Here is a 19309-nt window from a genome sequence, read left to right on the forward strand (position 1 = left end):
TCCGTCCGCGGCGCGCGGTGTATCCGCCCGACAGAGCAGGAAGGGTGTCGATGGCCGATCCGGCTGTGGTGCAGACAAATGCAACGGAGAGCGATACCTCTCCCGAGGCGGTCCTCGAGCGGATCTATCAGGGCTCCGGAGAGTTCACCACGGACCACGGCGCGGCCGCGCTCGAGCACGTCCGTCTCGGTCGTCGCCGCGCACCGGGCACCGCTGTCGTCGGTGTGCGCCGCACCGAGGGCATGGGTGTCGCCGTACAGATCGTCACCGACGACATGCCGCTGCTCGTCGAATCGGTGCTGGCACTGCTGTCCCGGCTGGGTGTCTCGGTGGCGACGGTCATCCACCCCGTCCTGTCTGCGCGCCGCACCGCCGAGGGCGACCTCGAGCGCCTGGCCGACGAAGGCGGACGGGCCTCGGGTGGAGTCGCCGAATCGTGGATGCACATCGAGTTGCGCGGGCCCGTCGACGACGAATCGCTCGAGGAGATCGATCACGGCTTGCGGCGCGTACTGTCCGATGTGCGGCAGGTGGCGTCGGACTCCGGGAAGATGCACGCCCTGCAGCGCGACCTCGCGGACGCGCTCGACGGCCTGGCCGCCGATCCGCCGGCGCACTACACGGCCGACGAGCTCACCGAGACCGCCGAACTGCTGCGCTGGTTGAGCGGCGGGAACTTCACCCTTCTCGGCTACCGGCGCTACGACTTCGTTCCCGACGGCGGCGACGACAACGTGCGCGCGACGCCCGTGCCCGGCAGCGGCAGGGGAGTGCTGCGCACCGATGCCTCGGTCGCGGACCCGCTCGACCTGCCCGGTGAGGTCGGCACGTGCCGCCGCCCGCTGCTCGTGCTCACTCAGGGCGCGCTTCCCGCCACCGTGCACCGTTCCGTCTATCCGTACTTCGTCGGCGTCGCCCGGCTCGACGCCGACGGCGCGCTCGTCGGGGAGGATCGTTTCCTCGGTGTCCTCACCGTGACCGCTCTGCACGAGAACATCCTCGACATCCCCGTGGTCTCGCGCCGGGTGCGGGAGGTCGTCGCGCGGGCGCGGGTCGAGCTGTCGTCCTACAGCGGCCAGGCGATGCTCGAGATCATGCAGACGGTGCCCCGCGCGGAACTGTTCTCCATGGACACCGACACCCTCTACGAGACCGTCACGGCGGTGGTCGACATCCGCAGGCAGGTGCGGTTGTTCGTCCGCGTCGACACCTACGGGCGGTACATCTCGTGCCTCGTCTACCTGCCGCGCGACCGCTACACGACGAAGGTGCGCGTGGCGATCCAGGACATCCTGTTGCGCGAGTTCGGTGGCGGCGTACTCGACTACACCGCGCGGGTCTCCGAACGTGACCTCGCGTTGCTGCACGTGACGATCCGTTTCTCCGGGCGCGCACGTCGCGAGGTGGACACCTCCGAGGAGAACCGCCTGCGGATCCAGGCGATGCTCGCGGAAGTGACCCGCAACTGGGCCGATCGGCTCGGTGAGGAGGCGGCCGCGACCGGCGATCTCGATCCGTTGCTGGTGCAGCGGTACGCCGAGGTCGTGCCCGAGGCGTACAAGGAGGACTTCGGCTCCGAACGTGCCCTGGACGACCTGCGGCGTCTGGAAGCGCTCGACTCCGGCGATCTCGACACGCACCTGTACCGTCCGGGTTCCGACGATCCGTTGTCGTTGCGTTTCACCCTGTACATCGCCGACGAGACGGTCACCCTCGGCCGGATCCTCCCGGTGTTGCAGAGCCTCGGCGTCGAGGTCGTCGACGAGCGGCCCTACCGGCTGCCGCGATCGGACGGAATCGAGTGCGGGATATACGATTTCGGACTCTGTCTGCCCGAGGACATCGAGCACGGCATCGTGGAGGTCGATCCGACCCTGGCGGATCGTCTCACCGACACCTTCACCGTGGCCTGGCGGGGGGCGGTCGAGACCGACCGGTTCAACCAGCTCGTGCTGCGCGCCGGGCTCACCTGGAAGCAGGTCGTGCTTCTCCGCGCCTACGCGAAGTACTTGCGCCAGACCGAATTTCCGTACAGCCAGTACAACATCGAAGGTGTGCTGCTCGGCGCCCCCCACACCGCGGCGCTGCTCGTCGGGCTGTTCGAGTCCCGATTCGATCCGGAGAACGCCTCCGCCGAACGCGAACAGCAGATCGCCGAGGAACTCACGACGACGATCGCAGAGGTGACCGCCCTGGCCACCGACCGCATCCTCCGGGGACTGTTCTCGTTGATCCGTGCGACCCTGCGCACCAACTTCTACGTGGCCGGCGGTATCGGGCACGAGCGCCCGGACGGCCGGGCGTTGTCGCTCAAGTTCGATCCGCGACGGATCGCCGAACTACCCCAGCCGCGACCGGCTTTCGAGGTGTTCGTCTACGCCCCGGGCGTCGAGGGCGTCCACATGCGGTTCGGTCCCGTCGCCCGCGGTGGTCTGCGCTGGTCCGACCGCCGGGAGGACTTCCGCACGGAGGTGCTCGGCCTGGCCAAGGCGCAGGCCGTGAAGAACGCGGTGATCGTGCCCGTGGGTGCGAAGGGCGGCTTCGTCGTCAAGCACGCCCCGCGTCCGACCGGTGACGCCGAGGCGGACCGGCGCGCCGTCCGCGAGCGTGGCGAGCGGTGCTACCGGTGCTTCATCGCCGGTCTGCTCGACATCACCGACAACCTCGACGCCGCCCGCAACGACACGGTCCCGCCGCAGCGGGTCGTGCGTCACGACAACGACGACCCGTATCTCGTGGTGGCCGCGGACAAGGGCACCGCGTCGTTCTCCGACCTCGCGAATTCCGTTGCGGCGGAATACGGCTACTGGCTCGGCGACGCGTTCGCGTCAGGTGGCTCCGCCGGTTACGACCACAAGGAGATGGGCATCACCGCGCGCGGTGCATGGGAGAGCGTCCGGCGTCACTTCCGCGAACTCGGATCCGACCCGCAGACGGACGATTTCACCGTCGTCGGCATCGGTGACATGAGCGGTGACGTCTTCGGCAACGGCATGCTGCTCAGCCGGCACATCCGGCTCGTCGCGGCCTTCGACCATCGGCACATCTTCCTCGATCCCGATCCCGATCCGGAGCGGTCGTTCGAGGAGCGGCGCCGGTTGTTCGAACTGCCGCGGTCGTCGTGGAAGGACTACTCGACCGAACTCGTCTCGGCCGGGGGCGGGGTGTGGGACCGGACGGCCAAGTCGGTGCCCGTCGGTCCCGAGGTGCGTGCGGTGCTCGACCTGCCCGACGACGTCACCGCACTCCCACCGCCCGAACTGATCCGCGCGATCCTGCGCGCACCCGTCGACCTGTTGTGGAACGGCGGTGTCGGCACCTACGTGAAGGCGTCGACGGAAACCCATGCGGACGTGGGGGACAAGAGCAACGACGGCGTGCGCGTCGACGGGCGGGAACTGCGTGCCCGGGTCGTAGGCGAGGGCGGCAATCTCGGTGTCACGCAACGCGGCCGCATCGAGTTCGCGCGCGCCGGCGGAAAGATCAACACCGACGCGATCGACAACTCGGCCGGCGTCGACAGCTCCGACCACGAGGTCAATATCAAGATTCTCCTCGACGCTATGGTGACCGCCGGCGAACTCGCGGCGGAGGACCGCAATCCGCTGCTCGCGTCGATGACCGACGATGTCGCCGAACTCGTTCTCGCCGACAACATCTCGCAGAACGCCGTGCTCGGACTCGAGCGGGTCGTCGCGCCGTCCCTGCTGGGGGTGCACCGTCGGATGCTCGCAGCCCTGGAACTCGATCGTGGACTCGACCGCGGCCTCGAGGCCCTGCCCGACGAGGCCGAGTTCGATCGTCGTGAAGCGGCGGGGGAGGGATTGACGTCGCCGGAGCTGGCGCAGCTCCTCGCCCACGTCAAGCTCGCCCTCGTCGACGACCTGCTGGCCACGGACCTGCCCGACAACGAGACCTTCGCGTCGATCCTGCCCGCCTACTTCCCGCCCGCTCTGCGCGAGCGGTTCCGGGCCGGAATCCGGGCGCATCCGCTGCGTCGGCAGATCGTTGCGACCATGCTGGCCAACACCACGGTCGACAACGGCGGCCCCACCTACGTCTACCGGCTCGCCGAGGAGGCCGGAGCGACGGCGACCGACGCCATCCGCGCCTACACCGCCGTCACCACCATCTTCGGGCTACCAGCCCTGTGGGACGAGATCCGGGCCGCCGGGCTGCCTGTCGACATCGAGGACGACCTGCTGCTCGAATCCCGCCGCGTGCTCGACCGGGCGTCGCGCCGGCTCCTCGCCACGCGACCGCAGCCCCTCGCGGTCGGTGCCGAGATCAGCCGTTACCGCGATGCCTTCGCGCGTCTCGCACCGCGGGTCGCGGACTGGATGCGCGGGCACCACGCCGAGGACTTCCTTCGTCGTACCCGCCCGCTCCTCGAACGAGGAGCACCGGAGGAGCTCACGGGCGTCGTCTTCCGGCTCCTCGACCAGTTCCCGCTGCTCGACGTCATCGACATCGCCGACATAGAGCAGCGCGACGAGGCGGAGGTCGCCGATCTCTACTACGCCCTCGACGCGCGTCTCGGCGTCGACCGCCTGCTCACGGCGGTCTCCGGTCTCGAGCGGGGCGACCGCTGGCATTCGCTGGCACGCCTCGCGCTGCGCGAAGACCTGTACGGCTCGTTGCGGTCGCTCGTCCTCGACGTGCTCGCCGGCGCCGAACCCGGGGAGTCGACCGAGGAGATGATCGAGGACTGGGAGTCGTCCAACGGCTCCAAACTCGTCCGTGCGAGGGCGGCGCTCGACGAGATATTCGCGTCTGGAAGTCTGGACCTCGCCACCCTCTCGGTGGCGGCACGACAGATCAGGGGCATGGTGCGCACGCGCGCATCCGATCGGAGGTAACGAGTGAGCGGTGCGGGCGAACAGTTCGGTTTCCACACCGAGGTGATGGTGCGGTGGTCCGACATGGACGTCTTCCAGCACATCAACCACGCGCGGATGGTCACCCTCCTCGAAGAAGCGCGGATCCCGTGGTTGTTCGCCGACGGCCGCCCCACCCGGGACTTGCGTGAAGGCGCCGTCATCGCCGATCTCCACGTCCGCTACCGAGGGCAGTTGCGTCACGACGACGGTCCGCTCGACGTGTTGATGTGGACGGAGAAGGTACGCGCGGTCGACTTCACGATCGGTTACGAGGTGCGGCCGGGCGGTGCCCCGGTCGACTCGGCGCCGGCGGTGGTCGCGTCCACCCAGATCGCGGCGTTCGACATCGAGACCCAGCGCCTGCGCCGGCTCAGCGACGACGAACGCGAGTTCCTGCGTCAGTGGCAACGAAACTGACGGTGGCACCGCAATTGACGAGGCCGACGTGACCGACGACCGGATCCGACGCGCAGAGCGCCTCCTGACGCTCGCCGACCCCGACGACAGCGTCGACCTCGCCGCATTCCTGGCCCGGGCCGCGCGTCTCGACGAGGCTGCCGTGGTGCGGTTGCGCCGCCGCGGCGACGGATTGCTCGGTGTGTGGACACACACCGGTTTCGAGGTGCTCGCCGGACGCGTCGTCCGCGGAACCGTGGCTCCGGCCGACACCTGCGTGGCCGCCGAGTCGCTGCGGGCCGCGCTCCTCGCCGGGTCCGAACCGCGCACCGAGGTCGACCCGGGCTGGGCGATGGATTCCGCCTGGCGCGGCGCACTTCCACCCGACGACGGCTACGTCCACGTCGACGACGTGCCGGCACGGATCCTCGTCGCACTCGCGCAACGCGGCGTCGCGCTCACCCGCGAGCACGGCGCGCAGGGACCGCCGGCGTCGTTGCTCGCCCAAGAGGTTCTCGAGGTGAGCGGTGCCGGGACGACCGTGGGTGTGCCGATGCGCATGGTGTTCGCGCTCGGTGCGATGGGCTTCGTGCCGGGTGCCGGTCGTGACAGCGTCGACTCGACGGGTATCGATACCGCCGAGGTGGTCCGGGTCCGGGCGTCCGCCACCTGGATGCGCCTCGACGCCCGCTTCGGGTCGGTCTATCTGCGCCGCGGCGGGGGGCTCGGTCTGAGCGTCCTCTGAGGGAGCCTCACGCCAACCAGGCGGCGGTGTCCGGTGGCAGTGCGTGTCCGGTGAGCGGCGCACTCGCGAGCAGCACCTCGCCGGGAGGCAGATCGACCGCGACGTCGCCGGCGTTGAGAACACAGGTCAGGCCGTCGGAACGGCGGAAGGCCAGGCACCCCGCCGGGCTTCCGTACCAGCCGATCCCACCGCCCTCGGATCGCCTTCGCTCCGTGCTGATGGATCGCCTTCGCTCCGTACGGATCTCGATCGCCTGGCGGTACAGCGAGAGCGTCGAGCCCGCATCCTCGAGTTGCTTCTCGACGGTGAGCGCCGACCACTCCGGCGGCTGGGGCAGCCACGCGGACCCGGCGGAGGTGAACCCGAAGGGCGGTGTTTCGCCCTCCCACGGCAGCGGCACGCGGCATCCGTCGCGTCCGCGTTCGGTGTGGCCGGATCGCTCCCAGACCGGATCCTGCAGCACCTCGTCGGGCAGGTCGACGTTCGGCAACCCCAGTTCGGCGCCGTTGTAGACGAACACTGCTCCCGGGAGCGCGAGGGCGACGAGGATCATCGCGCGTGCCCGCGCGAGCCCGACCTCACCGCCTCCGTACCGAGTGACCTCGCGGTCGACGTCGTGGTTCGACAGCGTCCACGTCGGTGAGGCATGCACCGACGTCACCGCCGCCAGGCCCTTCTCGATCGCGTCGCGGACGGCGTCGGCGTCCCAGTCCGACAGCGTCAGGTGGAAGTCGAAGGCGAGATGCAGTTCGTCCGGGCGCAGGTACTCGGCGAACCGTTCGTGGTCGTCGACCCAGATCTCACCGATCGCCACCGAGTCCGGATACTCGTCGAAGACCCGCCGGATGCGGCGGTGGATGTCGTGCACCTCGGGATTGTTGAACCGAGGGTCGGCGGGGGAGTGCCCGAGCAGTTCGTTGGTCTCCCACCCCTCGTGGTCGGGAAGATCTGCGGGCTTGGCCATCCCGTGGGCCACGTCGATCCGGAAACCGTCCACGCCCCGGTCCAGCCAGAACCGCAGGGTCTTGTCGAGGTCCTCGACGACCTCCTCGTCGTCCCAGTTCAGATCGGGCTGCCCGGGAGCGAAGACGTGCAGATACCACTGACCGGGCGTGCCGTCGGGTTCGGTGATGCGGGTCCAGGCCGGCCCGCCGAAGACGCTCGGCCAGTTGTTCGGTGGTGCGCTGCCGTCCGGTTCGCGCCCGTCGCGGAAGTGGAAGCGCCGGCGTTCACGGCTGCCCGGCCCGGCTTCGAGCGCGGCCCGGAACCAGCGGTGCTCGACGCTGACGTGGTTCGGCACGAGGTCCATCACCACCCGGATGCCGCGCGCGTGGGCGTCGGCGACCAGCGCTTCGAGATCGGCGATGTCCCCGAACAGCGGGTCGATGTCGCGAGGATCGGAGACGTCGTAGCCGTGATCGGCCATCGGTGAACGCATCACCGGGTTGAGCCAGATCGCGTCGACACCGAGCAGTTCGAGATAGCCGAGGCGGCTGCGCACCCCCGCGAGGTCGCCGATGCCGTCACCGTTCGCATCGACGAACGAGCGGGGATAGACCTGGTAGAAGACCGCGTTGCGCCACCACGGCGCCGTCGGGTCGCCTCGTCCGGAGGTCGGTGCTGCGGGGTGGGCCACGGGACTCATCGTGTCAGACGACAGGGCGAAAGGCAGGGCGAACGTGGCCGCGGCCGTTCCGTCCGGGCCTGCCCGCGTGATAGGACGAACGGCATGAATACGACATCGATCGTCGCGGTCCGGTTGGACGACGTGGAGCTGCGCGACGACCCGATCGACCCTGCGTGGATCCGCGAGGGCGCGCCCGTGGCGCGCAGCGGTCAGTGGGCGACCAGCGCCGACCGCACCACCACCACACACGTGTGGGACTGCACGGCCGGTCGCTTCGACTGGCATTTCGGCGTCGACGAGATTGTTCACATCGTGGAGGGCTCGGTCATCGTCTCGTCCGCAGACTCCGAGCCGCGCACCTTGCGTGCCGGGGACGCGGCGCTCTTCCGAGCCGGGACCACCGCTCTGTGGGAGGTCCCCGAATACGTGCGCAAGCACGCCGTCCTGCGTCGTCACCTGTCGCCGGCGGCGCGGTTCACCCAGAAGGTGGAGGACCGCCTGCGCCGGATTCTGGGCCGCTGAGCTGCGCCGACCTCGGTCAGATGGGGGAATTCATCATCGAGTCGGCCGCCATGTTCATGTAGTCGACGAGCTGCCGGCGGTGCTCGTCGTCGAGCGTCTTCTCGTCGATCGACGCGATCGCGGTGTGCATGCAGCGCAACCAGGCGTCGCGCTCGAGCGGCCCGATCCGGAAGGGATGATGACGCATGCGCAGCCGCGGGTGGCCCCGCTCCTCGGAGTAGGTGCGCGGGCCGCCCCAGTACTGCTCGAGGAACATCCGCATGCGTCGTTCGGCCGGACCGAGATCCTCCTCGGGATACAGGGGCCGGACGATCTCGTCCCGTGCGATCTCCTCGTAGAACCGTGCAGTGAGCCGGCGGAACGTCTCGGCGCCACCGACCGCCTCGTAGAAGGTCTGCTCGTCACTCATCTGTATTCGTTCACCGTCCCTCTCGACCGTCCATTGTGCCCGCTCCCGACCGCACACCGCCCGACGAGCCGTGCCGGGCGGGACCGTCACCGGATGTTCACCGGCTCGACCTGGACCGGTCCGCTGATTTGGGGTGCGATTCGGGAGCATCCGTGGTCCACTGTTCCCAGTCTTTTCGGAGGTCGTATGAAGCACAGCAGCAGCTCGCATCGACAACTCCCGCCCGCGGACGCCCCTGCAGGGGTGCCGGGGGCTACCACACTGCGCGTGGTGCACGACAGCACCGCGACGGTACCCGACTGGTTGAAACGTCGAGTGTTGCTGCTCAACGCCACCTACGAGCCACTCACGGCCCTGCCCGCTCGCAGGGCCGTGGTCCTGATGGCCGGGGGCAAGGCCGATACCGTGCACGACGATCCGCTCGCCCCGCTGGTGCGGTCGGCAGAATGGTCCGTGCAGCTGCCATCGGTGATCCGTCTGCGCAACTATGTACGCGTTCCGTATCACGCGCGGGTGCCGCTCACCCGGGCCGCGCTCATGCACCGCGACCTGAACCGGTGCGCCTACTGCGGGGGCAAGGCCGAGACGATCGACCACGTCGTGCCGCGCAGCCGAGGCGGCGAGCACACCTGGGAGAACTGCGTCGCATGCTGCGCGCCGTGCAACCATCGCAAGGCCGACAAGCTGCTCACCGAACTCGGATGGACCCTGCGTGTGGTGCCGAATCCGCCCAAGGGCCGGCACTGGCGCTTGCTCGCCACCCTGCCCGAGTTGCACCCCACCTGGCTGCCCTATCTGGGGGAGGGCGCGGCCTGATCGGGCCGTTCTCCGGGGCGTATGAGGCCTTTCGGGCCCGGCTGGGCTAACGTTTGGCTGTGAGCATTCTCGAGACAACCCTGATCTTCGTCGGCATCCCGCTGCTGATCGTCTTGGTCTTCGGTGGGCTGTCCTTCGTCCTGAGCAAGTACCCGGGCTCCACGCCGTCGGACGACCCGTACACGCTCGACCGGAAATGGGAGCACGGACCGCTCCTGTGGACCGCGACCGACGAATCGACCCATCCCTGGAAATACCCGCATCATGGTCACGGTCATGCCGCTCTGACCTCGGCGGAGCTGATCGGAGGTACCGCAAGTGGCAAGTGGTGACGTGATCCAGCGTCCGGTCGTCGCGCCGGAGAACCTGCCGCACGGTGCGGCACTCACCGCGAGCGGACGCATCTCCGCCGTGCGCGGTCTCGGTCAGGCCTTCACGGGTGCGCCCTTCAAGGACCGCGACCTCATCACCCTCGACGACACGCTCACGCACGCGACGCGGATCACCAATGTGCGGTTCACCGTCTACATCGGTGACGACGAGAATCCGGCCGCGGCGACCGACGCCCTGCTGCCGACGACGCCGGACGCCGACAACTCGGTCCTCGTCGCCGTCTTCCCGAACCAGCGGAGCATCGAGATCCGCTCGGGTCGCACCGCCGCCGACCGCGCCACCGACCGGGTGCTGCAGCTCGGCGTGACCGCGGCCGTGTCGTCCTTCGGCCAGGGGAATCTGCTCGACGGCATCACCAGTGCCGTCCGCGTCATCGCGAACGCCATGGTCGCTCCCTAGTCCGGAGCCCACGACCATCTGTGGCCCGCTGCCACTCCGCGAAGGAGAGGCGGCGGGCCACAGTCGTCTCATGTGGGCGTCTCATGTGGGCACCGCCCACGGTCGTTCGGTGAGGTCGGCGCGTCAGGACGCGTCGAACGCGCGTGCCTTCAACGAGCGCACGACCCCGGCACGACCCTCGACGACGAGCCGGCGCAGCGCCGGCGGATGGTCGCCGGCGAGGAACTCGTCTGCCGCAGCCACCGACTGCTCACTGATCGACCACGACGGGTAGAGCCCGATCACGACGGTCTGCGCGACCTCGCTCGAACGACGCTCCCACACTCCCGGCACCTCCGCGAAGTACCGCGCGACGTACGGCTCGAGCAATTCGCCCTGACCGGCCGGGGCGAAACCGCCGATCACGGCGCGCGCCGTGATGTTCGGGACGCTGTCGTCGTGCACGACGGTCTGCCACACCTGCTCCTTGACGGCCTCCTGCGGACGGGCCGCGCGGGCGGCCGCCGCCTGGCGGGCACCCGCGGCCGTCGGGTCGCGTTCGGCCTCCGCGTCGATGAACGGCGACTCCACGCCCTCGGCGTCGACCTCACCCGCCGCGGCGAGCGCCTGGACGATCCGCCAGCGCAGATCGGTGTCGACCGTCAGCCCGGGCAGGCCGACCGTCGCCGGATCGGCGCCCAGCAGCTCCTCGAGCACCTCGGTGTGCCAGGGCGACAGGTACGCGGTGGTCAGCGCGTTGACGAACGCGAGCTGATGGTCGGAGCCGGCGACGGACTCGCGGGCGAGCGCGAGCAGACGGTTGGCGAAGTCCGCCCGGCCCTGCTCCGCGGCCCAGGACGGGTCGGCGTAGCTCTCCAGCGCGGTGTGCGCCTGCATGAGCAGACGCTGGACGACACCGACCTCGGTCTCGGCGGCGATACCGCGCTGCACGAGGGCGACGAAATCGCGCGCCTTCATCTCGGCCTGACGGGTCATCTCCCACGCCGCCGACCACACCAGGGTGCGCGGCAGCGACTCGGCGATGTCGCCGACCCGGTCGATGACGGTCGCGAGCGACTCCTCGTCGAGCCGCACCGAGCAGTACGTCAGGTCGTCGTCGTTGACGAGGACGAACGCGCCGCGCGGCACGCCCACCAGATCGGGGACCTCGGTGCGCTCGGCGGCGTCGACGTCGATCTCCACGCGGTGCGTGCGGACGAGCTTGCCGGAGCCGTCGTCGTCGTACACACCGATCGCGAGGCGGTGCACGCGGAACTCACCGGCGCCGGGCTGGGCACCTTCCTGCACCACCGCGAAACGCGTGAAGCGTCCCTGGTCGTCGACCTCGAAGTCCGGTCGCAGGATGTTCAGGCCGGTGGTCTTGAGCCACTGGGCACCCCAGTCCGACAGGTCGCGGCCGGAGGCCTTCTCCAGCGCGGCGAGCAGGTCGTCGAAGGTGGCGTTGCCGTAGGCGTGGTCGCGGAAGTACTCGCGCAGACCGGCGAGGAAGGGCTCCTGCCCCACATAGGCGACGAGCTGCTTGAGCACCGACGCGCCCTTGGCGTAGGTGATGCCGTCGAAGTTGACCTCGACCGCGGCGAGGTCGGGGATGTCGGCGGCGATCGGGTGCGTCGACGGCAGCTGGTCCTGCCGGTAGGCCCACGACTTCTCGACGTTCGCGAAGGTCGTCCACGCGTTGGTGTACTCGGTGGCCGAGGCCTGGCACAGCACCGACGCGAACGTCGCGAACGACTCGTTGAGCCACAGGTCGTCCCACCAGCGCATGGTGACGAGGTCGCCGAACCACATGTGCGCCATCTCGTGCAGGACGGTCTCGGCGCGGCGCTCGTAGGAGTAGCGGGTGACCTTGGACCGGAAGACGTAGTCCTCCAGGAAGGTCACCGCTCCGGCGTTCTCCATCGCCCCGGCGTTGAACTCGGGCACGAACAGCTGGTCGTACTTGCCGAAGGCGTAGGGGATCCCGAAGTTGGCGTGGTAGAAGCCGAAGCCCTGTTTGGTCTCGGTGAACAGCCGGTCGGCGTCCATGTACTCCGCGAGCGACGCTCGGCAGAAGATGCGCAGCGGGATGGTGCCGTGCTCGTCGGTGTACTCGTCGGACCACACGGCATACGGACCGGCGATGAGCGCGACGAGATAGGTGCTCATCCGCGGGGTGGTGCGGAAGATGTGCAGACCCGGCTGCGCGGCCGCCGTCTGTACGGTGTCGGCGTTGGAGATCACGGCCCAGTCCTGCGGCGCGGTGACCTGCAGGTCGAAGGTGGCCTTGAGATCGGGCTGGTCGAAGCACGCGAACATCCGCTTGGCGTCGGCCGTTTCGAACTGCGAGTACAGGTACACCGCGTCGTCGGTGGGGTCGACGAACCGGTGCAGGCCCTCGCCGGTGTTCGTGTACAGGCAGTCGGCGTCGACGACGAGTTCGTTGTGAGCGGCGAGCCCGGTAAGGGCGATGCCGGTCTCCTCGGAGTATCCGGACACGTCGACGGGGTCGCCGTTGAGGGTCGCCGAATGCACGGTCTTCGCGATGAGGTCGATGAACGTCGAGGCTCCCTCGGTCGCGTCGAATCGCACGGTGGTCACCGATCGGAAGGTCGTGGTGCCCGGCGCGCCGGCACCGTCGGTGAGATCCAGTTCGATGCTGTAGTTGTCGACGGACAGGATCGCGGCCCGTTCGGCGGCCTGCTCGCGGGTCAGAGTCGGTGGTGCCACGGGAGAACTCCTTCTCACGACGGAATGTCGGTCGGCGTCCATCCCATCATGATCGGCGAACCCTCACGGAGCGACGTCGGACAACGGCACCGTGGTGTCCGTCAGCCGGCCGACGTCGACGGGCCGCCCGGAGGCGATGAGTGCGCGGAGGTCGTCCCCGGCATCCCAGATGTTGACGTTCATCCCCGCCCGGACCCGCTGCTCGTCGTCGAGCCAGAACGCGAGGAACTGCCGTCCCGGCACGTCGCCGCGGGTGACCACCCGCGCGTCGCGGGGCGCGAGCCCGACATACTCCATGCCAAGGTCGTACTGGTCGGTGAAGAAATAAGGGAGCCGGTCGTAGGTCGCCTCACGTCCGAGCATCGTCGCGGCCGCGACGGCCGGCTGGTTCAGAGCGTTCGCCCAGTGTTCGACGCGCACACGGGTGCCGAGCAGCGGATGCTCCGCCGACGCGATGTCGCCGACGGCGACGATGTCCGGGTCGCTCGTCCGCAGCGACGCGTCGACGAGCACGCCGTCGTCCACCGCGAGTCCGGCGTCGCGGGCCAGCTCGATGTTCGGGCGCGCCCCGACCGCGACGAGCACGGCGTCGGCGGGCACCACACTGTCGTCGCCGAACCGGATGCCGCTCGCGCGACCGTCGTAGGCGACGATCTCGCGCACCGAGGTGTTCGTCCGCAGATCGACACCGTGCGCGCGGTGCAGGTCGGCGAACACCGCACCCATCTCCTCGCCGAGGGCACCGGACAGGGGTTGCTTCGCGGTCTCCGCGACCACCACGCCCGCGCCCCGGTCGCGGGCGTTCGCGGCGATCTCCATGCCGATCCATCCCGCGCCGATGACGGCCAGCCATCCCGCGTGGTCGGTCTCGCCCTGGATCGCGGTGAGCAGCGCATCGGAGTCCTCGACGGTGCGCATGACGTACACGCGTTCGGCGTCGGCTCCGGGAATCGGGACCGTGCGGGGCGTCGAGCCCGTGGCGAGCGCGAGCTTGTCGTAGTGGAGCGTCGACCCGTCGGGCAGCGTCACCCTGTGGGCGGCCGGATCGATCGCGGTGACCTTCGTGCCGAGCAGCAGTTCGACGCGGTGGTCGCGGTACCAGTCGCCGGCGTGCACCGTGAAGTCGGCGAGTTGCTTGCGTCCGGCGAAGTAGTCCTTCGACAACGGCGGTCGCTCGTAGGGCAGGTGCTCCTCCGCGCCGATGAGCAGGATGCGCCCGGGAAAGTCGCGGGCGCGCAGTTCCTCTGCCAGCTTGGCGCCGGCCAGACCCGCGCCGACGATCAGAAACGTTTCCTCACCCGACATCGTGGTGCCTCCGCTGTGATGCGTGCCGGACCTGCTTCCCGGCTCCGACGTTACGGCTACCGCCCGCACTACGGCCCGGTTCAGGAAGAATCGTCGACGGGGCCGTGTTGAACATGCTTGTAGTTGTCCGGCCCGTACGAACTCTTGTGAGGAGATCTCTTGAGCGACCTGACCGCCGCGTCCTCGACCGGCAAGGACATCGCCGACTTCTGGTTCGATCCGTTGTGCCCGTGGTGCTGGATCACCTCGCGCTGGATCCTCGAGGTCACGAAGGTGCGCGACATCGAGGCGCGTTTCCACGTCATGAGCCTGGCCGTGCTGAACGAGGGGCGCGACCTGCCGGAGGAGTACGCCGAGCTGATGACGAAAGCCTGGGGCCCGGTGCGCGTCGCGATCGCTGCGGCGCAGAAGTACGGCGACGACATCCTCTCCCCGCTGTACACGGCGATGGGCACCCGCATCCACAACGAGGGCAACAAGGACTTCGCGGACGTGATCGCCGCGTCGCTCGCCGAACTCGACCTCGACGCCTCGCTGGCCGAGGCCGCCGACAGCGACGCCTACGACGAGGCTCTGCGCACGAGCCATCACGCCGGCATGGACAAGGTGGGCCAGGACGTCGGTACCCCGACGATCCATGTCAACGGCATCGCCTTCTTCGGGCCCGTCCTGTCGAAGATCCCGCGCGGGGAAGAGGCCGGCAAGGTATGGGACGGTGTGGTTGCCCTCGCGTCCTACCCGCACTTCTTCGAGCTCAAGCGCAGCCGCGACGAGGAGCCCGACTTCTCCTGACCGGGCACCGCCGTGGCGCTCGGTAGAGTGCAACGGCGTGTCGAACGATCATGTGGTCCGGCCGGCGACGGTACACGATGTCGAGAAGGCGACGGCAACGCTCGGACGAGCGTTCCGCGACTATCCGTTCACCCGCTACACCGTCGACGGCCGGGACCACGAGACCCGGGTCCGCGACCTCCAAGGGCTCTTCCTCGCCGAGATCGGCATGCGCTGCGCCGAGGTATGGGTCTCCGACGACGTCGACGCCGTGGCCGTCTGGACGACGCCCGGCTCCACCGGACTCGAGGAGGCGTTCACGTCCGTCTCCGATCGGGTGACGGAGCTGCGGGGTGATCGTGCCCGCGCCGCCGAACTGGCCGAGCAGGCCACCGCGGAACTGCAACCGAGCGAGCCAGGGTGGTTCCTGGCCACGGTGGGCGTCGATCCCGCCTCGCAGGGGCGCGGCCTGGGACGGGCCGTCCTCGAACCAGGACTTCGCGCGGCCGAGCGGCAGGGGGTCGCGGCCTGTCTGGAGACCTCCTCGGAGGCGAACGTCGCGCTCTACGAACGTCTCGGATTCGTCGTTACCGGTGTCGTGGAGCTGCCGGACGGCGGCCCGAAGGTCTGGGCGATGCGCCGCTGACCTGCCGGGGCGGGGTTCGCCACGCTCGGGACCGAAGGTCGCAACGCTCCGCCGTACAGACTTGTGCTCACTCCGAATTCGATTCTCGGCTTCGGGTCGGGCGCGGACTACCGTGATGCATCACGGCTCGCGGCCTCCGGACTGCCAGCGGCACCCACCCGCCGCGCTACGGTGCCCTCTGACCCGCCCCCGGCGGGGTGTGCTCTGACCCGCCCCCGGCGGGGTGTGCTCCGACCCGCCCCTCGCACGGCGAACGGCGCGTGCGGGCGAGCGGACGAGTCTCGTTAGACTCGGCCCATGCGCGTTTACCTGGGAGCCGACCACGCGGGCTTCGAACGGAAGAATGAGATCATCGAGCACCTGAAGAAGAACGGCCATGAGCCGATCGACTGCGGTGCGTTCGAGTACGACGCCCTCGACGACTACCCGGCCTTCTGCATCGAGGCTGCTCGGCGCACCGTCGCCGACGAGGGCAGCCTCGGTATCGTGCTCGGTGGCAGCGGTAACGGCGAGCAGATCGCCGCCAACAAGGTGCGAGGTGCGCGCTGCGCCCTCGCCTGGAGCGTCGACACCGCCAAGCTTGCGCGCGAGCACAACAACGCGCAGCTCATCGGCATCGGTGGCCGCATGCACAGCCTCGAGGAGACCCTCGCGATCGTCGACGCCTTCCTGTCGACCGAGTGGTCGAACGAGGAGCGTCACCAGCGCCGTATCGACATCCTCGCCGAGTACGAGAAGACCGGCGAGGCTCCGGCAGTTCCCGGCGCACCTGCCTGATCCGTGCCCGAAGGACACATCCTGCACCGGCTTGCCCGGCTGCACCACGAGTGGTACTCGGGTGCGCCGGTGCGGGTGTCCAGTCCGCAGGGGCGGTTCGCCGACGGTGCCGCCGCCGTGGACGGGCGCGTCCTGACCCACGCGGACGCGTGGGGCAAGCATCTCTTCCACCACTACGAGGGCGGTCTCGCCGTCCACGTGCACCTCGGTATCTACGGTGAGTTCACCGACCGCGAGTTGCCGCTCGGCGAACCGGTCGGACAGGTGCGGATGCGGATGATCGGCGCGCGCCACGGCAGCGACCTGCGTGGTCCGGCGGCGTGCGAGGTGCTCACCCCCGGCGAGGTCGAGGCGATCGAGGCCCGGCTCGGTCCAGACCCGCTGCGACCCGACGCCGATCCCGAGCGGGCATGGCGCCGTATCGGCAGATCACGCACCGCGATCGGCGCGTTGCTCATGAACCAGGCCGTCATCGCCGGCGTCGGCAACGTCTACCGCGCAGAAGTGCTCTTCCGTCACGGCATCCACCCGGAACGTCCGGGAAACAAGCTGTCCCGCAGAGAGTTCGACGCGATCTGGGCCGACCTCGTCGAACTGATGAACGTCGGTGTGGAGCACGGGCGCATGCACGTCGTGCGACCCGAACACGACCACGGCGCACCGGCCTACGCCAAGAACAGGCCCCGGACGTACGTCTACCGCCGTGCCGGCGAACCCTGCCGGATCTGCGGGACTCCCGTTCTGCACTCGGTCATGCAGGCGCGGAACCTGTTCTGGTGCCCGGTCTGTCAGCCGAGCTGACCCGACTCAGCTGACCCGACTCAGCAGATCCGACTCAGAAATCGAAGCCCCCGAAATCGAATCCGCCGCCGTCTCCGCCACCGAAGTCGCCGCCACCGAAGTCGTCACCGCCTCCGTACTCGTCGCCCCCGCCGTACTCGTCACCACCGCCGTACTCGTCACCACCGCCGAAGTCGTCGCCGGCACCTGTCTCCGCCGACGGATCACCGACACCGGATTCGAATGCCTGCGCGTCGTAGGGGACACCGGCCATCCCGGCGAACATCGTCGAGAAGAGCAGCATCGAGCCGACGCCCCACGCGCCCGCGACCAGGGCGGGCTTCCACCACGGCTCCGAATACCAGCCCGCAGGGACAGGCCGGCCCGCGACGCGGCCGCCGGGGTAGTAGTTCGGCGTCGCGGAGGACGGTGACGGCGACGCGGCGATGGTGCGGCCCTCGAAGTCGACGGTGCGCTTCTCGGTGACCTCGCCGGCGGACTTCTGTCCGTCGAGCGTTGGGATCTCCGGCCCCGGGTCCATGCCCATCGCCAGGCGCGCAGCTCGGATGTAGTACAGACCTTCGAGCGCGGTCTGTTTCGCGAGACGCGCCTGCATCGGCGAGTTCGCCTGCTCGATCTGGGAGCCGGCGGCGGTGAAGCGCTCGGAGGCGTCCGCCAGCGCCTGACGCGAGGCGTCGTCGGTGCCGGTCAGGTTGTAGATCTGGCCGCCGAGACGCTCGATCGCCTGCCGTGCGTCGGCCTTGGCGTCGTCGAGGGTGACGGTGCGGTGACGGGTGGTGCTCTTCTGGGAGCGGGAGACGAAGTACACCACGGCACCGACGGCGGCGAGGATGAGCAGAAGTTCCACGGGCCGATCCTTCCGGTGGGGGAGGGTCCTGTCCTCCAGCGTACCGACGCGGGGAGTCACTCCCCGAGGACCGCGCGCATCCCTTCCTGCAGGCACGAATCGAACGAATCGCGGTTGGGGACGACCGTGGGGTCTACCGCCAGGCCCATGCAGCAGGTGTCGCGATAGGACATCGCCGACGCGGTCATCATCGCGCCGTCGGCCGCACCGAAGCCGTAGTACCGCTCGATCTTCGCGCCGCCGACGTAGAGCGGCGCGTGGGAACCGGGGAGCGTGGACACCACCACGTCCCGCGGACCGACGGCGATGTCGGAGTGTGCTCCGGCGGAGGACGGGAACGAGATGTCGATGCGTCGCATGAGATCGACCGTGTCCATCGCGTGGATGTCCGCCTCGTCCTCGGGTGCCATAGGCACCGCCCCGCCGTCCGGCCCGGGGACGACGACACGCAGATCGTCGATCGAGCGGCCGTGCCGCCGCCGGTACTCGCTGCACGCGAGGAGCATCGCAGTGGAGAACCCGCTCGACACGCGGCAGCCGGCGCGTTCGCAGGCGTGACGCAGGGCGGCGAGATCCGCGTCGAGTACGTGCAGTCGCGGCGCGCGGGGTGCGGGCTCCTCGTGGTCGCCGGTGCGTCCGAGCAGGGCGTTGATCAATCCGGTGCCCAGCGAGGTGAACATGTGCGCCGCGGTGCGGAACGACTCGACGCCCTGTTCGGACACCGATCTCGCCCACGACAACATGGACTCGGACTGACCGGGTGAGGGTGCCGAGCCGAGATGCCGGAGCCGGATCACCAGCGCCGACTGGCCACCGCCGAGGCCGTCGAGCAAGGTCAGTTCCCAGCGCGGGTGCCGGAGACCCGAGGGGTCGGGGGCCGTGCGGGCGTAGGCGAGTACCTCCTCGAAAGTCGCCGGGGCGGGCAGGGCGACCCGCTCGAGATGCCACGGCGGATCCGAGTCGGGATGCCCGGCGCGGCGCGGCGGATCGAGCCCGAACGGCAGTTCCACCACCCGGTGCCGGAAACTGGGCGACTCGTGGTTGCCGGGCGCGAGCACGGCGGCGACCCGATCCCAGTCGGGGGTGGCATCGAGAAGGACCGCGGCGACGACGGAGGAGCCGGGAGAGAGGGCCCGAGGGAGGTCGTCGGAGGTGTCCTTCACAAGAGGGACGGTCTCATATCGTGAACGACGCACACCCCTGCTTGACTCTCGCTTTGCACTATCGAGTCGAAAAGGTGACACGTCGTTGCTGGATTCGGGATCTCCC

17 protein-coding genes are annotated in these 19309 nt (G+C 69.3%); 11 read left to right on the forward strand and 6 right to left on the reverse strand.

The genetic code is table 11. The annotated features are described in order from the left end of the window. Positions 1 to 50: 50 nt before the first annotated feature. The 3 genes from BO226_RS05140 to BO226_RS05150 are packed head-to-tail and all read left to right on the forward strand — an operon-like array spanning position 51 to position 6021. Positions 51 to 4859 (forward strand): NAD-glutamate dehydrogenase, encoded by a 4809-nt coding sequence (locus tag BO226_RS05140; protein WP_071934751.1) that lies wholly within the window; start codon positions 51 to 53, stop codon positions 4857 to 4859. Between the two features lie 3 nt (positions 4860 to 4862). Next, on the forward strand, positions 4863 to 5297 hold the full coding sequence (locus BO226_RS05145; protein ID WP_016691845.1) for an acyl-CoA thioesterase: 435 nt from the start codon (positions 4863 to 4865) through the stop codon (positions 5295 to 5297). A gap of 28 nt (positions 5298 to 5325) precedes the next feature. Next, positions 5326 to 6021 carry a hypothetical protein gene (locus BO226_RS05150; RefSeq protein ID WP_083543584.1) on the forward strand — a complete coding sequence of 232 codons (696 nt, stop codon included), beginning with the start codon at positions 5326 to 5328 and terminating at the stop codon, positions 6019 to 6021. Between the two features lie 7 nt (positions 6022 to 6028). Here BO226_RS05150 and BO226_RS05155 read toward each other — a convergent pair whose 3' ends face one another. After that, positions 6029 to 7666, reverse strand: coding sequence for a glycoside hydrolase family 13 protein (locus BO226_RS05155; RefSeq protein ID WP_037216516.1), 1638 nt, complete (start codon positions 7664 to 7666; stop codon positions 6029 to 6031). 84 nt (positions 7667 to 7750) lie between these two features. Here BO226_RS05155 and BO226_RS05160 point away from each other — a divergent pair, with 84 nt between their 5' ends. After that, positions 7751 to 8170: a cupin domain-containing protein gene (locus BO226_RS05160; protein WP_006551124.1), complete on the forward strand. Its 420-nt coding sequence runs from the start codon at positions 7751 to 7753 to the stop codon at positions 8168 to 8170. A 16-nt stretch (positions 8171 to 8186) separates the two neighbouring features. On the opposite strand, the gene BO226_RS05165 is transcribed toward BO226_RS05160, so the two are convergent. Next, positions 8187 to 8579, reverse strand: a complete 393-nt coding sequence (locus BO226_RS05165) for a globin (RefSeq protein WP_006551125.1) — start codon at positions 8577 to 8579, stop codon at positions 8187 to 8189. A gap of 186 nt (positions 8580 to 8765) precedes the next feature. Between BO226_RS05165 and BO226_RS05170 the strand changes: the two genes are divergently transcribed. Genes BO226_RS05170 through BO226_RS05180 form a run of 3 tightly spaced genes read left to right on the forward strand, consistent with a single transcriptional unit; the run spans position 8766 to position 10187 of the window. Beyond that, complete coding sequence (locus BO226_RS05170; protein WP_024100561.1) at positions 8766 to 9395, forward strand: HNH endonuclease; 630 nt, start codon at positions 8766 to 8768, stop codon at positions 9393 to 9395. A 59-nt stretch (positions 9396 to 9454) separates the two neighbouring features. Next, positions 9455 to 9727: an aa3-type cytochrome oxidase subunit CtaJ gene (gene ctaJ / locus BO226_RS05175; protein WP_006551127.1), complete on the forward strand. Its 273-nt coding sequence runs from the start codon at positions 9455 to 9457 to the stop codon at positions 9725 to 9727. After that, positions 9714 to 10187, forward strand: a complete 474-nt coding sequence (locus BO226_RS05180; protein ID WP_006551128.1) for a DUF5130 domain-containing protein — start codon at positions 9714 to 9716, stop codon at positions 10185 to 10187. Before ctaJ ends, BO226_RS05180 begins: the two co-directional genes overlap by 14 nt. A gap of 123 nt (positions 10188 to 10310) precedes the next feature. Here the strand turns inward: BO226_RS05180 and pepN are convergent, their stop codons facing one another. Both pepN and BO226_RS05190 read right to left on the reverse strand, forming a co-directional pair. Beyond that, positions 10311 to 12893: an aminopeptidase N gene (gene pepN / locus BO226_RS05185; RefSeq protein ID WP_071934752.1), complete on the reverse strand. Its 2583-nt coding sequence runs from the start codon at positions 12891 to 12893 to the stop codon at positions 10311 to 10313. 63 nt (positions 12894 to 12956) lie between these two features. Next, the gene (locus BO226_RS05190; protein WP_071934753.1) at positions 12957 to 14198 is read right to left on the reverse strand and encodes an NAD(P)/FAD-dependent oxidoreductase; all 1242 of its coding nucleotides are present in this window, start codon (positions 14196 to 14198) and stop codon (positions 12957 to 12959) included. 159 nt (positions 14199 to 14357) lie between these two features. Between BO226_RS05190 and BO226_RS05195 the strand changes: the two genes are divergently transcribed. From BO226_RS05195 to BO226_RS05210, 4 genes are all read left to right on the forward strand, one after another. Then, on the forward strand, positions 14358 to 14990 hold the full coding sequence (locus tag BO226_RS05195) for a mycothiol-dependent nitroreductase Rv2466c family protein (RefSeq protein WP_006551131.1): 633 nt from the start codon (positions 14358 to 14360) through the stop codon (positions 14988 to 14990). Positions 14991 to 15027: 37 nt separating this feature from the next. After that, positions 15028 to 15615 carry a GNAT family N-acetyltransferase gene (locus BO226_RS05200; RefSeq protein WP_071934754.1) on the forward strand — a complete coding sequence of 196 codons (588 nt, stop codon included), beginning with the start codon at positions 15028 to 15030 and terminating at the stop codon, positions 15613 to 15615. A 297-nt stretch (positions 15616 to 15912) separates the two neighbouring features. Continuing rightward, positions 15913 to 16392 carry a ribose-5-phosphate isomerase gene (locus tag BO226_RS05205; protein ID WP_006551133.1) on the forward strand — a complete coding sequence of 160 codons (480 nt, stop codon included), beginning with the start codon at positions 15913 to 15915 and terminating at the stop codon, positions 16390 to 16392. Between the two features lie 3 nt (positions 16393 to 16395). Beyond that, the gene (locus BO226_RS05210; protein ID WP_024100566.1) at positions 16396 to 17193 is read left to right on the forward strand and encodes an Fpg/Nei family DNA glycosylase; all 798 of its coding nucleotides are present in this window, start codon (positions 16396 to 16398) and stop codon (positions 17191 to 17193) included. 34 nt (positions 17194 to 17227) lie between these two features. On the opposite strand, the gene BO226_RS27610 is transcribed toward BO226_RS05210, so the two are convergent. Then, complete coding sequence (locus tag BO226_RS27610) at positions 17228 to 18040, reverse strand: hypothetical protein (RefSeq protein WP_071934755.1); 813 nt, start codon at positions 18038 to 18040, stop codon at positions 17228 to 17230. A gap of 56 nt (positions 18041 to 18096) precedes the next feature. After that, on the reverse strand, positions 18097 to 19203 hold the full coding sequence (locus tag BO226_RS05220) for a wax ester/triacylglycerol synthase domain-containing protein (RefSeq protein ID WP_006551136.1): 1107 nt from the start codon (positions 19201 to 19203) through the stop codon (positions 18097 to 18099). Positions 19204 to 19309: the final 106 nt, after the last annotated feature.

This window comes from Rhodococcus sp. 2G (assembly GCF_001886355.1).
In the GTDB taxonomy this organism is placed as follows: domain Bacteria; phylum Actinomycetota; class Actinomycetes; order Mycobacteriales; family Mycobacteriaceae; genus Rhodococcus; species Rhodococcus pyridinivorans.